Raw genomic sequence first — 14775 nt, 5'->3', positions numbered from 1 at the left:
GTGATGAAAGACTAGGTCTTTAACCTAGTCTTTTTTCTGGATGGAATTGGAATAAACATTAGATTAATGAGGAATAATTGTATAAATTGAAGAAAAAATTGTGGTAGAAAGAAAGACTTTTTTATTGACATAATTTTTAATTTATGATAGTTTATATTAGTAACGTTGTTAAAAGTGGGGAAATGTACCCGAAAGCGATAGCTTAACATATATATGGTGTTTGTGGGAGGTGTTTTAAGTGAGAGATAGAATCACATTAGCTTGCACAGAGTGTAAACAAAGAAATTACAATTCATCCAAGAATAAAAAGAACAATACAGAAAGAATCGAACTAAAGAAATATTGTAAATTCTGCAAAACTCATACTACTCATAAGGAAACGAAATAATATTAAAACAAGTAAGGATGTGAGTGTTATGACAGCACCAACAGGTACAAAAAAGGCAAAGATGTCCGCATATTTCAGGGGTGTTAAGGCTGAAATGAAAAAGGTAATTTGGCCTAGCAGAAAAGAACTAATAAACTATACTGGAGTAGTTATAATGATTAGTGCACTTGTAGCTATTATTGTCTGGGTATTAGATCTAGTGATACATGGTGGTTTACGATTTATAATTTAGTACAAGAGGGAGGGAGGAACCATAGGTTCCCAATTGTATGACGGAGAAAAGTAGAGAACAAAGGGCTATAGATGCAAAATGGTATGTAGTCCATACTTATTCGGGTCATGAAACAAGGTTAAAGCTAATCTTGAAAAAATGGTGGAGAATAGGGGAATGCGAGATGATATATTCGAGGTAGCAGTGCCTACTGAAGATATATGGATAGTAAGGGCGGGAAAAAGAAGCTTAAAGAAAGAAAACTTTTCCCTGGATATGTTCTTGTGAAAATGATTATCAATGATGAATCATGGTATCTAGTGAGAAACACAAGAGGAGTTACAGGATTTGTAGGACCAGGATCTAAGCCAGTTCCATTGACAGACGCAGAAGTTAAAGCACTGGGTGTACAAGAAACTATTTTACCGGATATAGATTTAAAGGTAAAAGATGTAGTAAAAGTATGTTCAGGACCATTTGAAAACTTTATGGGTACTGTAGATAATTTAAATATGGAAAAGAGAAAAGTAAAGGTTTTTGTTTCTATGTTTGGAAGAGAAACCCTTGTGGAATTGGATTTTGACCAAGTAGAAAAGTTGTAGTTTTTAAAAGCAAATTGCTTTTTAAATATATATAATTAAGTGGGAGGGTTTATCCCGCCAGACCACAAAGGATACAAGGAGGTGGAAGTTTTATGGCAAAAAAAGTCATGGCTTTAGTTAAGTTACAAATACCTGCTGGAAAGGCTACACCAGCACCACCTGTAGGAACTGCATTAGGACCTCATGGAGTAAATATTATGCAATTTACAAAAGAGTTCAATGCTAAAACTGCAGATCAAGCAGGAATGATAATACCAGTTGTTCTTACAGTTTACCAAGATAGATCTTTTTCTTTCATTACAAAAACACCGCCAGCTGCAGTATTGATTAAAAAGGCTGTAGGAGTTGAGTCAGGTTCAGCTGAACCTAACAAGAAAAAAGTTGCTAAGATTTCTCAAGCTAAAGTTAGAGAAATTGCTGAGATAAAGATGCCAGATTTAAATGCTGCTTCAATAGAAGCTGCTATGAGTATGGTTGCAGGAACTGCAAGAAGTATGGGAATTACAGTAGAAGAATAATAATTTTAGGAAAGTAGTGGGAGGAAATTCCGTTATAACCACAAGGAGGTAAAGTTATGCCAAAGAGAGGTAAAAATTATCAAGACAGCTTAAAGTTAGTAGATAGAACTACGCTTTATGATGTAGCAGAAGCTATTGAATTGGTTCAAAAAACAGCAAAAGCTAAATTTGATGAGACTATAGATTTATCAGTAAGACTTGGAGTAGATCCAAGACATGCTGACCAACAAGTTAGGGGAGCAGTAGTGCTACCACATGGTACAGGTAAATCAAAAACTGTACTTGTAATTGCTAAAGGTGATAAAGTTAAAGAAGCTGAAGAAGCTGGTGCAGAATATGTAGGTGGAGACGAATTAGTTGCTAAGATTCAAAATGAAGGATGGTTAGATTTTGATGTAGTAGTTGCAACACCAGATATGATGGGTGTTGTAGGTAGAATAGGTAGAATCCTGGGACCAAAAGGCTTAATGCCAAATCCAAAATCTGGAACTGTAACTTTTGAAGTAGGAAAAGCAATTAATGAAATTAAAGCTGGTAAGGTTGAATATAGAGTTGATAAAGCAAGTATTGTAAACGTACCTATTGGAAAAGTATCCTTTGGAACAGAAAAATTAAAAGAAAATTTTGAAGCGGTTATGGATGCTATAATTAAAGCAAAACCAGCTGCAGCAAAGGGAAAATACTTAAGATCTGTTGCTATATCCAGTACAATGGGTCCTGGAATTAAAATTAATGGACAAAAATTAATGGACTAATCTATTGACAAAGTTTATTATTGCTGATACAATTTTGTTATTAATTAAATAGGCTGCCGTAGACAGTAGGTACCTAAGGGTTTAATTTCCTACCGAGGTTGAGATTAATCTAATTCATAAAATAGAAATTAGGGTCTCTCTGTGTCTACGGAGGGACCTTTATTTATTCGTCCTATGGGAGGTGAAGTCAGTGAGGGAACAAACCCTTCAAGCTAAGAGTCAAAATGTAGAAGAAATAAAAGAAAAAATTAGCAAAGCTCAATCAGTTGTAGTAGTTGATTATAGAGGACTTAATGTTGAACAATTAACTGAGTTAAGAAGCAGATATAGAAAAGCTGGCGTTGAATATAAAGTTTATAAAAATACTATGATGAGATTTGCTTTTAAAGATTCTGGATTAGAAGAATTCAATGAATTCCTAAAGGGACCATCTGCTATTGCATTTGGATATGATGATCCAGTTCAAGCGGCTAAGATTACATCTGATTTTGCTAAAGAAAACGATAAGCTAGAGATAAAAGCTGGTATTGTAGATGGTAAAGTTATTGATGTAAATGGTGTAAAAGATTTAGCAAACTTACCGCCAAGAGAAGTACTTATTGCTCAAGTACTTGGTGGATTCAATGCACCAATTCAAGGATTTGCAAATGTACTTCAAGGTACAATTAGAAGCTTTGCAATAGTACTTAATGCTATTGCTGAAAAACAAGGAGCTTAAAAACAAAATTATTGTGGAGGGATATATTAAATGGCAAGTGAAAAAGTATTAAATTTAATTGAAGAGGTTAAAAATTTAACTGTATTAGAATTATCAGAATTAGTTAAAGCATTAGAAGAAGAATTTGGAGTAAGTGCAGCTGCACCAATGGCAGTAGCAGCAGCTCCAGCAGCAGAAGAAAAATCAGACTTTGATGTTATATTAGCATCAGCTGGAAACGAAAAAATCAAAGTTATTAAAGTTGTTAGAGAATTAACTGGCTTAGGATTAAAAGAAGCTAAAGAATTAGTAGACAACGCTCCAAAGCCAATTAAAGAAGGAGCTTCAAAAGAAGAAGCTGATGATATTAAAGCTAAATTAGAAGAAGCTGGAGCACAAGTAGAAGTAAAATAATTATGGTTAAGTTAAAAAGGCTTTCTATTATATTGAAAGCCTTTTTTATAACCTATAGGAGTTATCATAAATGGGTTTCACAAAAGGTTTCCTTGTATATTAATATTTTAATGGAAGCCTTTTATTATGCTAAAAATACATAAGAAATAACTTGACATAAGAATTGCATTATGGTAACATAATTAAATGCATAATAGGGAAAAATATTGTCTATTGTATAATTTTTCAATTAAATGACAATATTATAATATATTTGTTTTGGAAAAGTTTTACCAAAAGTATTTGATGCTTTTGGATATTTTAGTTTAATAAGGGGTGAATTTTTGATGGTACATCCTGTAACCTACGGAAAGCGTGTTAGGATGAGTTATTCACGCATTGATGAAGTACTAGATTTGCCTGACTTAATTGAGGTGCAAAAGTCTTCTTATGAATGGTTTTTGAAGGAGGGTCTCAGAGAGGTTTTTGAAGACATTTCTCCTATCCAAGACTATACTGGTAATCTGATATTAGAATTTGTTGATTACCATATTGGGGAAAACATTAAGTATGGCGAGGATGAAGCAAGAGAAAGAGATGCTAATTATTCTGCACCGTTAAAGGTAAAGGTAAGACTCATTAACAAAGAAACTGGTGAAGTAAAAGAGCAAGAGGTTTTTATGGGTGATTTACCTTTAATGACTGATAAGGGTACATTTATTATTAATGGTGCCGAGAGAGTAGTTGTCAGCCAATTAGTTAGGTCACCAGGTGTTTATTTTGTGGAAGAGATAGATAAAACAGGTAAAAGACTATATTCTTCTACATTGATCCCAAACAGAGGAGCTTGGCTAGAATACGAATCAGATTCTAATGATATTGTTTATGTTAGAGTAGATAGAACAAGAAAGGTTCCTATTACCACATTGTTGAGAGCTCTAAAGCTTCAAAGTAATTCAGAGATTATAGAAGTACTTGGTGAGACAGAGCAAGTATTAAATACATTGGAAAAGGACAACACTACCAATGAAGAAGAAGCATTAATCGAGATATATAAGAGATTAAGACCTGGAGAACCACCTACAGTGGATAGTGCTAGATCTCTTATTACTAATTTATTTTTTGACCCTAAGAGATACGATTTAGCTAGAGTAGGCAGATATAAATTTAACAAAAAGTTAGCTCTATATAATAGAGTATATGGAAAAAGAGCTGCTAATGATATTCACAATCTGGAAACTGGAGAAATATTAGTATCCCAAGGTGAAAAAATAACTAGGGATCAGGCTATAGAAATTGAAAATAGTGGTATAAATATGGTAGATGTATTGTTAGAGGATGGGAGAAAAGTAAGAGTTTTAGGGAACAACTTTGTTGATTCTAAAGTGTTTAATCTACCATTTGCATTAGATGAATTTGGATTAAAGGAAAAAGTATATTATCCTTTGATGAAAGAATTAGTAGATACTTATGATAATCCAGAGGAATTAAAAGAGGCTATAGGTGAGAGGCTAAAAGAATTATCGCCAAAGAATATTACTATAGATGATATCGTTGCATCTGTAAACTATGAGTTAAACTTATTTGATGGAATTGGAAATACCGATGATATTGATCATTTAGGAAATAGAAGACTTAGATCTGTCGGAGAGCTACTACAGAACCAATTTAGAATAGGTCTAGCTCGTATGGAAAGAGTAGTTAGAGAAAGAATGACTATTCAAGATATTGATGTTGCTACACCTCAAGATCTAATAAATATAAGACCTGTTGTTGCTTCAATTAAAGAGTTTTTTGGGAGCAGCCAGTTGTCTCAATTCATGGATCAGACAAATCCGTTAGCTGAATTAACACATAAGAGAAGAATGTCTGCATTAGGGCCTGGAGGTCTTAGCCGTGATAGAGCGGGATTTGAGGTAAGAGACGTTCACAATTCCCATTATGGTAGAATGTGTCCTATTGAAACGCCAGAAGGACCTAATATAGGGCTTATAACCTCACTGACAACCTATGCAAGAATCAATGAATATGGTTTTATTGAATCACCATATAGAAAAGTAAAAAAGGGAACTGGTAAAATTACTGGAGAAATTCATTATTTAACTGCTGATGTAGAAGATGAATTTATAATAGCCCAGTCTAATGAGAAACTAAGTCCTGAAGGAGAAATAATAGGTAAAAGGGTTATAGGAAGAGGTAAATCTGGAGTTATAGATATATTCCCGACAGAAGAAGTTGACTATATGGATGTTTCACCTAAGCAACTTGTATCTGTTGGTACGGCTATGATTCCATTCCTAGAAAATGATGATGCTAATAGAGCGCTGATGGGTGCAAACATGCAGAGGCAGGCGGTACCTCTTTTAAAAACAGAATCTCCAATTATTGGAACAGGGATTGAATATAAGGCTGCCAAAGACTCTGGAACTGTAGTTTTATCCAATCATTCTGGAGTTGTAGAAAAGGTTAGTTCAGCAGAAATAGTCATAAGAAAAGATGAAGACAATAAATTAGAAAGATATAAATTGTTGAAGTTTAAACGTTCTAATCAAGGAACTACTATAAATCAAAGACCTATCGTATCGAAAGGTGAAAGAATCGAAAAAGGTCAAGTAATAGCAGACGGTCCAAGTACAAATCTAGGAGAGATTGCATTAGGTAAAAATATATTAATAGCTTTCATGACATGGGAAGGCTATAACTATGAGGATGCTATTTTAATTAATGAAAAGTTAGTAATGGAAGATGTTCTGACTTCAGTTCATATAGAAGAATATGAATCAGAAGCAAGAGATACTAAATTAGGCCCCGAAGAAATAACTAGAGACATTCCAAACGTTGGGGATGATATGTTAAAGGACCTAGATGAAAGAGGAATTATTAGAATAGGTGCAGAAGTAAAATCAGGGGATATATTAGTTGGAAAGGTGACACCTAAGGGAGAAACTGAGCTAACTGCTGAGGAAAGATTGCTTCGAGCTATATTTGGTGAAAAAGCTAGAGAGGTTAGAGACACATCTCTTAGAGTTCCTCATGGTGAAGCGGGTATTATAGTGGATGTTAAAATTTTCTCTAGAGAAAATGGAGACGAATTACCACCAGGCGTTAACCAGATGATAAGAGTGTATATAGCTACTAAGAGGAAGATAAATGTTGGAGATAAAATGTGTGGACGCCATGGAAATAAGGGTGTAGTTTCTAGGATAATGCCTGAGGAAGATATGCCTTATTTACCAGATGGTACGCCTGTGCAAATTGTTTTAAATCCTCTTGGAGTACCTTCTCGTATGAACTTGGGGCAGGTGTTAGAGGTTCATCTAGGACTTGCTGCTAAAAAATTGGGATGGCATGTTGCCACACCAGTATTTGATGGGGCTAACGAGGAAGATATTATTCAAGCATTGAAAGATGCTGGGTATCCAGAGAATGGTAAGATCTACCTTAGAGATGGAAGAACTGGAGAAGAATTTAATAATCCAGTAACTGTAGGTTATATGTATATGCTGAAATTACACCATCTTGTTGATGATAAAATCCATGCTAGATCAACTGGACCATACTCTTTGGTTACTCAACAGCCATTAGGGGGTAAAGCTCAGTTTGGTGGACAAAGATTTGGAGAGATGGAGGTTTGGGCACTTGAAGCATATGGAGCAGCCCATACACTACAGGAAATACTAACAGTTAAATCTGATGATATTGTAGGTAGAGTTAAAACTTACGAGGCAGTAGTAAAGGGGGAAAATATACCTGAACCTGGTATTCCAGAATCCTTTAAAGTATTAATAAAAGAACTTCAAAGTTTATCATTAGATATAAAAATTATATCAGAAGATAAAACTGAAATAGAACTTCAAGAATCAGTTGATGATGAATTGTCAGATTTAGAAGTTATGGGTGAAGAATTGACAGGAGAAAAAGTATTTTCTGATGATGAAGATGATGAACAAGAAGAAAGTGAAGATATAGATAGAATAAGAGAAGATGATATACCTACAGGGTTTATTTTAGAAGAAGATACTGATGATATAGATATTAATATTGACTTTGATGAAGATGATTATGAAGAAGAAGAAGATTATGAAGATTTTTAAAACCTTGGGCTTTATGCCCGAGGAATTAGAAACAAAAATTCTTTAATTTTATTATAGAAAGGAGAGAACGCTCCTTGTTTGAATTCAATACATTTGATTCAATTAAAATTGGGCTGGCTTCACCAGAAAAAATCAGACAATGGTCTAAAGGAGAAGTAAAAAAACCTGAGACAATAAATTATAGAACATTGAAACCTGAGAAGGAAGGACTTTTTTGTGAAAAGATATTTGGACCTACGAAGGACTGGGAGTGCCATTGTGGGAAATATAAGAGAGTAAGGTATAAAGGTGTAGTATGTGATAGATGTGGGGTAGAAGTTACAAAATCCAAAGTTCGTAGAGAACGATTGGGACATATAGAATTAGCAGCTCCTGTGTCACATATATGGTATTTCAAAGGCATTCCAAGTAGGATGGGACTTCTAATGGATATGTCTCCGAGATCATTAGAAAAAGTTTTGTATTTTGCATCATATGTAGTTATAGATGGAGGAGATACTTCTTTATATGAAAAACAACTTTTAACCGAAACAGAATATAGAGAAGCCTATGAAAAATATCACAATAAATTTAAAGCGATGATGGGTGCAGAAGCCATAAAGGCATTGTTAGAGAAAATAGATTTAGATAAAGAGTCTAAGGAACTAAGACAACAGTTAAAAGATTCATCGGGTCAAAAGAAAATAAGAATAACCAGAAGACTAGAAGTTGTAGAGGCTTTTAGAAAGTCTGGAAATAGACCTGAATGGATGATATTAGATGTTATCCCAGTAATTCCTCCAGATCTTAGACCGATGGTACAGTTAGACGGAGGAAGGTTTGCTACATCTGATTTAAATGATTTATATAGAAGGGTAATAAATAGAAATAATAGACTTAAAAGACTGTTAGATTTGGGAGCGCCAGATATTATTGTTAGAAATGAGAAGAGAATGCTTCAAGAAGCAGTAGATGCTCTTATAGACAATGGAAGACGTGGAAGACCTGTAACGGGACCAGGGAATAGACCTTTAAAATCTTTGTCAGATATGCTTAAGGGTAAGCAAGGAAGATTTAGACAGAACTTACTTGGTAAGAGGGTAGATTATTCAGGACGTTCAGTAATCGTAGTTGGTCCAGAGCTAAAATTCTATCAATGTGGAATACCAAAGAAAATGGCTCTTGAGTTATTTAAACCATTTGTAATGAAAAAGCTAGTAGAAGAAGGTCATGCTCATAATATAAAATCTGCTAAAAGAATGGTTGAAAGGGTAAAACCACAAGTATGGGATGTGCTAGACTCTGTAATAAAAGACCATCCAGTACTTTTAAACAGAGCTCCAACTCTTCATAGATTAGGAATTCAGGCATTTGAACCTGTTTTAGTTGAGGGAAAGGCCATTAAATTACATCCTTTAGTATGTACAGCATATAATGCTGACTTTGATGGTGACCAAATGGCAGTACACGTACCTTTATCTACGGAGGCACAGGCAGAAGCAAGACTTTTAATGCTATCTACAAATAATATTCTTGCGCCAAAAGATGGTAAACCAATTACCACTCCAACACAGGATATGGTTTTAGGAGCCTATTATCTATCCGTAGAATCTCCTGATGAACCTGGAGAGGGTATGATATTTAAAGATTTTGATGAAATGCTACATGCTTATTATAATGGATCCGTAGGATTACATGCTAGGGTAAAGGTAAGAATGAGACTAGATGAATCTGACACAGGAAAATTAGTTGAATCTACAGTAGGTAGATTTATATTAAACGAACATCTGCCACAGGATTTGGGATTTGTAGATAGAACTGTAGATAAGTATTCACTAGAAGTTGATATGCTTGTAAATAAAAAAGCATTAGGAAATATTATAGAAAAATGCTTTAGAAAGCATGGGAATGCAGTTACTGCAACTGTACTTGATCATATTAAAGAAACAGGCTTCCACTATTCAACAATAGGAGCGATATCTATTTCCATGGGAGATATATTTGTTCCTGAATCAAAACCTGAACTTCTAGCAAAAGCTCAAGAAGAAGTAGATAAATTTGAAAGATCTTATCGTAGAGGTCTTATATCAGATGAAGAAAGATATGAAAAAGTTATAGAAATTTGGAACAGAACTACTGACGATCTAACTGATAGATTGATGGATGGACTAGATCCGATGAATAATATTTATATCATGTCTCTATCAGGTGCTAGAGGTAGTGTAAACCAAATTAGGCAGCTTGCAGGCATGAGGGGACTTATGGCATCTGCATCAGGTAGAACCATTGAGATACCTATTAAGGCTAACTTTAGAGAAGGACTTAGTGTATTGGAATTCTTCGTTTCAACCCATGGTTCTAGAAAAGGGTTAGCAGATACAGCCTTAGAACTGCAGACTCAGGATATTTAACTAGAAGATTAGTTGACGTAAGTAAGATGTTATAGTAAGAGAGGTTGATTGTAAAACTGATGAATATCTGTTAGTTAGACCTTTTAAAGATGGAAGAGAAGTAATTGAAGAGTTACATGATAGAATTGATGGCAGATATGCTTTTGAAGATATAGTTAACCCCGAAACAGGAGAAATCATAGTAAAAGAAAATGAAATGATTTCAGGTATCCAAGCAGAATTAATTGAAAAAGTTGGGATAACAGAAGTTAAGGTTCGATCCGTATTGGGATGTAATGCTAAATATGGAGTATGTGCTCATTGTTATGGCAGAAATTTAGCAACAGGAGATGAAGTAAATATCGGAGAGGCTGTTGGAATTATTGCAGCTCAGTCAATTGGGGAGCCGGGTACACAGCTTACAATGCGTACATTCCATACAGGAGGAGTCGCAGGAGCAGATATTACTCAAGGTTTGCCTAGAGTTGAAGAGTTATTCGAGGCAAGAAAGCCAAAGGGGCTTGCTGTAATTGCAGAAAATTCCGGGGTAGTTAGTATAGAGGAAAGTAAAAGGAAAAAAGAAGTAATTATTACTTCATCCAATGGGGAATCTATGAACTACAATATAGTCTATGGATCTAGATTAAAAGTAAGGGCTGGAGATATTGTTGAAGCAGGAGATGAACTAACTGATGGTTCAGTAAATCCTCATGATATCCTTAAGATTAAAGGAATACAAGGAGTCCAAAATTATCTAGTTAAAGAGGTTCAGAGAGTTTATAGGTTGCAAGGTGTAGATATTAACGATAAACATATTGAAGTAATTGTTAAACAAATGCTAGCTAAGGTAAAAGTAGAAGAGGCAGGAGATACCCATATGTTACCTGGTTCTTTAGTGAACTCTTATGAATTTGAAGAAAATAATAGAATAGCTACCCAACAAGGATTAGAACCAGCAGTAGGAAGAAAAACTTTATTGGGTATTACGAAGGCTTCATTAGCTACTGATTCATTCTTATCGGCAGCTTCATTCCAGGAGACAACAAGAGTATTGACACAAGCTGCAATTGAAGGTAAAGAAGATTTTCTTCTAGGACTTAAGGAGAATGTTATTATTGGAAAACTTATCCCAGCGGGAACTGGAATGAAGAGATATAGAAATATAGAAATTTCTGGAGATGAAAATATTCAAATTTTAGAAGAATTAAATGTTGACAGTGAAAATAACTGATGATAAAATGTATTAGTGTGTAAACTTAGAAAGTACTCTGGATGACATAAAGATTATGTGGAATTTAGTTCCACATAATCTTTAAAGTGTTTAAAGGAGGAGAAGATTTTATGCTGTCAAAACTCAATGGAACCAACAAAATTGTTGGCGCTAAGCAAGTAAAACGAGCTTTAAATTCACAAGAAGTTGAAGCAGTTTTTATTGCTAATGATGCAGATAATAAAGTTATAAATGAGATTAAGGAAATTTGCATTAGCAAGCAGATTCAAGTTATTTATGTAGATAACATGAAAAAGCTAGGTGATGCATGTGGCATTGATGTTAATGCGGCAACTGCTGCATTATTAAAATAATATATAAAAAATAGAAGGAGGTGCCTTGATGCCAACCATTAACCAATTAATTAGAAAGGGCAGAGATAAAGTTGTTTACAAATCAAAATCGCCTGCTCTAGGAGTGAATTTAAATACTTTAAAAAAGAAGGAAACTGAAGTTAATTCACCTCAAAAAAGAGGAGTATGTGTTGCTGTTAGAACAGTTACACCTAAGAAACCTAACTCAGCTTTGAGAAAGGTTGCAAGGGTAAGACTTACTAATGGTGAAGAAGTTGCAGCGTATATTCCAGGGATTGGACACAACCTACAAGAACACAGTGTTGTTCTAATAAGAGGTGGAAGAGTTAAAGACCTTCCAGGTGTTAGATACCATATTGTTAGAGGTACCTTGGATGCTTCTGGCGTTGACAAAAGAATGCAAAGTAGATCTAAATATGGAGCTAAGAAGCCAAAGGCAAAGAAATAATAGTGCTTAAAATGCAGGATTGATAATCCCTTTATATATATGCATTTTGGCGCGGTACGGCAATATATTTGTCGAGTACCAATGAATCAACTCTATATAGTTAAGGAGGGAAGTAAAGTGCCAAGAAAAGGACATGTGCCAAAAAGAGAAGTTATGCCAGATCCTATTTACAATGATTTGGTTGTAACTAAATTAATTAATGGAATTATGTTAGATGGTAAAAAAGGAATTGCTCAAAATATAGTTTATGGAGCTTTTAGCTACATTGGAGAAAAAACAAATGAAGATCCATTAGAAGTATTCTATAAAGCTATGAATAATATCATGCCTGTACTTGAAGTAAAGGCAAGACGTATTGGTGGAGCAACTTACCAAGTACCAATAGAAGTAAGAACAGATAGAAGAGAAACTCTTGGTCTTAGATGGTTGGTAGACTATTCAAGAAAAAGAGGAGAAAAAACTATGGTTGAAAAATTAGCAAAAGAAATCTTAGACGCTTCAAATGGTATGGGAGCAAGCGTTAAGAAAAGAGAAGATACTCACAAGATGGCTGAAGCTAATAAAGCTTTCGCACACTACAGATGGTAGTATATCGTTTTTAATGTGTGGAGGGGGACCAAGAATCAAGAAGAAGGAGGAAAAATTGTGCCAAGACAAATTTCATTGGAAAAAACTAGAAATATCGGCATAATGGCTCATATTGATGCAGGAAAAACAACCACCACAGAGAGAATTTTGTTTTACACTGGTAAGATACACAAAGTAGGAGAGACCCATGAGGCGGTGCCCAAATGGATTGGATGGAGCAAGAGCAAGAAAGAGGTATAACAATTACTTCCGCTGCAACTACATGTATGTGGAGAGAACATAGAATTAACGTTATTGATACACCAGGACACGTGGATTTCACTGTAGAAGTAGAAAGATCATTACGTATCCTTGATGGAGCCGTAGCATTATTCTGTGCTAAAGGTGGAGTAGAACCTCAATCTGAAACTGTATGGAGGCAAGCAGATAAATATCATGTACCTAGATTAGCATTTGTTAACAAGATGGATATTTTTGGAGCAGACTTCTTTAGGGCAGTAGGAATGATTAAAGATAGACTTAAAGCCAATCCAGTACCTATACAATTACCAATTGGAAAAGAAGATAGCTTTCTAGGAGTAGTTGACTTAGTTAATATGAATGCTAGAATTTATCATGATGATTTAGGTGAAAAGTATGAAATAACTGAAATACCATCTGATATGTTAGATTTAGCCAAAGAATATAGAGAAAATTTACTTGAGAATATAGCTGAACACGATGAAGAATTAATGATGAAGTATTTAGAAGGTGAAGAAATAACTACAGAAGAACTGATGAAAGGTATTAGAACAGCAGCTAACAAAGTAGCAATAACACCTGTTTTATGTGGTTCTTCTTATAGAAATAGGGGAGTACAACCGCTATTAGATGCTATAATTGATTATTTACCTTCTCCATTAGACATACCTGCAGTAAAAGGTATGGGATTAAATTCAGATGAAGAAGAAGAAAGAATAGCATCAGATAACGAACCATTTTCTGCATTAGCATTTAAAATAGTATCAGATCCTTTCATAGGAAAACTTGCATATTTTAGAGTATATTCGGGTAGCCTTAAATCAGGTAGTTATGTACAAAACACTAGTAAAGGCAAGAGAGAAAGAATAGGTAGAATATTACTTATGCATGCTAATAAAAGAGAAGAAGTTGATGAAGTATTTGCGGGAGATATAGCAGCAGCTGTAGGGTTAAAAGATACTTCTACGGGAGATACTTTATCCGATGATGCACATCCGATAGTTTTAGAAACTATGGAATTCCCAGAACCAGTTATTCACGTAGCTATAGAACCGAAAACAAAAGCATCTCAAGATAAGATGGCTACTGCCTTAGCAAAATTAGCTGAGGAGGACCCAACATTTAAGACTTATACTGATGAAGAAACAGGTCAAACAATAATTGCGGGAATGGGTGAACTTCACCTAGAGATAATTGTTGATAGACTTCTTAGAGAATTCAAAGTGGAGGCAAATGTTGGTAGCCCACAGGTAGCGTATAAAGAATCTATCCAAGCTCCTGCAGAAGCAGAAGGTAAATATGTAAGACAATCTGGTGGTCGTGGACAATACGGTCACGTAAAATTAAAAGTAGAACCTCAAGAACCAGGTGCAGGTTACGAATTTGTAAACGCTATAGTAGGAGGAGTAGTCCCTAGGGAATATATCGGAGCTATAGATAATGGAATTCAAGAAGCGCTAGAATCAGGTGTTCTTGGAGGATATCCAGTGTTAGATATAAAAGTTACTCTTTATGATGGATCATACCATGATGTAGACTCTTCAGAAATGGCATTTAAGATAGCGGGATCTATGGGTGTTAGAGAAGCTATTTCAAAAGCCAAACCAACGTTGCTTGAACCGATGATGAGGGTAGAAGTAATAGTGCCTGAAGAATACATGGGTGATGTTATAGGAGATATAAACTCCAGAAGAGGTAGAATAGAAGGAATGGAATTAAGAAGTGGTGCCCAAGTGATTAGAGGTTTCGTACCACTATCAGAAATGTTTGGGTATGCAACAGACCTTCGTTCTAATACTCAAGGTAGAGGAGTATATTCTATGCAATTTGATCACTATGAACCAGTGCCAAATAGTATTGCAGAGAAAATTACAGGTAAGAAATAATC

At 34.8% G+C, this 14775-nt stretch carries 10 protein-coding genes, 3 pseudogenes and 1 other annotated feature; all 13 genes and pseudogenes read left to right on the top strand.

What is annotated here, in order from left to right:
• Positions 1-238 precede the first annotated feature (238 nt).
• The 13 genes and pseudogenes from rpmG to fusA all read left to right on the top strand — a co-directional run bounded on the left by rpmG (position 239) and on the right by fusA (position 14773).
• Entirely contained in the window at positions 239-388 is a 150-nt protein-coding gene (gene rpmG / locus CIW83_RS21105) for a 50S ribosomal protein L33 (RefSeq protein WP_072978085.1), read from the top strand.
• Positions 389-416: 28 nt separating this feature from the next.
• Positions 417-620: a preprotein translocase subunit SecE gene (secE, locus tag CIW83_RS21100; protein WP_094904404.1), complete on the top strand. Its 204-nt coding sequence runs from the start codon at positions 417-419 to the stop codon at positions 618-620.
• A gap of 37 nt (positions 621-657) precedes the next feature.
• A pseudogene (gene nusG / locus CIW83_RS21095) lies at positions 658-1201 on the top strand (transcription termination/antitermination protein NusG).
• 92 nt (positions 1202-1293) lie between these two features.
• Complete coding sequence (gene rplK, locus CIW83_RS21090) at positions 1294-1719, top strand: 50S ribosomal protein L11 (RefSeq protein WP_094904403.1); 426 nt, start codon at positions 1294-1296, stop codon at positions 1717-1719.
• A gap of 56 nt (positions 1720-1775) precedes the next feature.
• Positions 1776-2474 (top strand): 50S ribosomal protein L1, encoded by a 699-nt coding sequence (gene rplA / locus CIW83_RS21085; protein ID WP_094904402.1) that lies wholly within the window; start codon positions 1776-1778, stop codon positions 2472-2474.
• Between the two features lie 38 nt (positions 2475-2512).
• Positions 2513-2647: a sequence feature (ribosomal protein L10 leader region), on the top strand.
• 17 nt (positions 2648-2664) lie between these two features.
• The gene (rplJ, locus tag CIW83_RS21080; protein ID WP_094904401.1) at positions 2665-3192 is read left to right on the top strand and encodes a 50S ribosomal protein L10; all 528 of its coding nucleotides are present in this window, start codon (positions 2665-2667) and stop codon (positions 3190-3192) included.
• Positions 3193-3222: 30 nt separating this feature from the next.
• On the top strand, positions 3223-3585 hold the full coding sequence (gene rplL / locus CIW83_RS21075) for a 50S ribosomal protein L7/L12 (protein WP_094904400.1): 363 nt from the start codon (positions 3223-3225) through the stop codon (positions 3583-3585).
• A 326-nt stretch (positions 3586-3911) separates the two neighbouring features.
• Positions 3912-7658 (top strand): DNA-directed RNA polymerase subunit beta, encoded by a 3747-nt coding sequence (rpoB, locus tag CIW83_RS21070; protein ID WP_094904399.1) that lies wholly within the window; start codon positions 3912-3914, stop codon positions 7656-7658.
• 74 nt (positions 7659-7732) lie between these two features.
• A pseudogene (gene rpoC, locus CIW83_RS24685) lies at positions 7733-11258 on the top strand (DNA-directed RNA polymerase subunit beta').
• 110 nt (positions 11259-11368) lie between these two features.
• Complete coding sequence (locus CIW83_RS21060; protein WP_094904398.1) at positions 11369-11611, top strand: ribosomal L7Ae/L30e/S12e/Gadd45 family protein; 243 nt, start codon at positions 11369-11371, stop codon at positions 11609-11611.
• A 28-nt stretch (positions 11612-11639) separates the two neighbouring features.
• Entirely contained in the window at positions 11640-12059 is a 420-nt protein-coding gene (gene rpsL / locus CIW83_RS21055) for a 30S ribosomal protein S12 (protein ID WP_094904397.1), read from the top strand.
• A gap of 117 nt (positions 12060-12176) precedes the next feature.
• Positions 12177-12647 carry a 30S ribosomal protein S7 gene (gene rpsG / locus CIW83_RS21050; RefSeq protein ID WP_094904396.1) on the top strand — a complete coding sequence of 157 codons (471 nt, stop codon included), beginning with the start codon at positions 12177-12179 and terminating at the stop codon, positions 12645-12647.
• A 57-nt stretch (positions 12648-12704) separates the two neighbouring features.
• Positions 12705-14773 (top strand): annotated as a pseudogene (fusA, locus tag CIW83_RS21045) (elongation factor G).
• The last annotated feature ends 2 nt before the right edge of the window (positions 14774-14775 follow it).

This window comes from Tissierella sp. P1, assembly GCF_002266425.1.
GTDB lineage: Bacteria > Bacillota > Clostridia > Tissierellales > Tissierellaceae > Tissierella > Tissierella carlieri.
This window is presented reverse-complemented; position numbering and strand designations above follow the sequence as displayed.

Coding starts and splice junctions, on each gene's coding strand:
- secE (WP_094904404.1), top strand. CDS start 417: ATGACAGCACCAACAGGTACAAAAAAGGCAAAGATGTCCGCATATTTC.
- rplK (WP_094904403.1), top strand. CDS start 1,294: ATGGCAAAAAAAGTCATGGCTTTAGTTAAGTTACAAATACCTGCTGGA.
- rplA (WP_094904402.1), top strand. CDS start 1,776: ATGCCAAAGAGAGGTAAAAATTATCAAGACAGCTTAAAGTTAGTAGAT.
- rplL (WP_094904400.1), top strand. CDS start 3,223: ATGGCAAGTGAAAAAGTATTAAATTTAATTGAAGAGGTTAAAAATTTA.
- rpoB (WP_094904399.1), top strand. CDS start 3,912: ATGGTACATCCTGTAACCTACGGAAAGCGTGTTAGGATGAGTTATTCA.
- CIW83_RS21060 (WP_094904398.1), top strand. CDS start 11,369: ATGCTGTCAAAACTCAATGGAACCAACAAAATTGTTGGCGCTAAGCAA.
- rpsL (WP_094904397.1), top strand. CDS start 11,640: ATGCCAACCATTAACCAATTAATTAGAAAGGGCAGAGATAAAGTTGTT.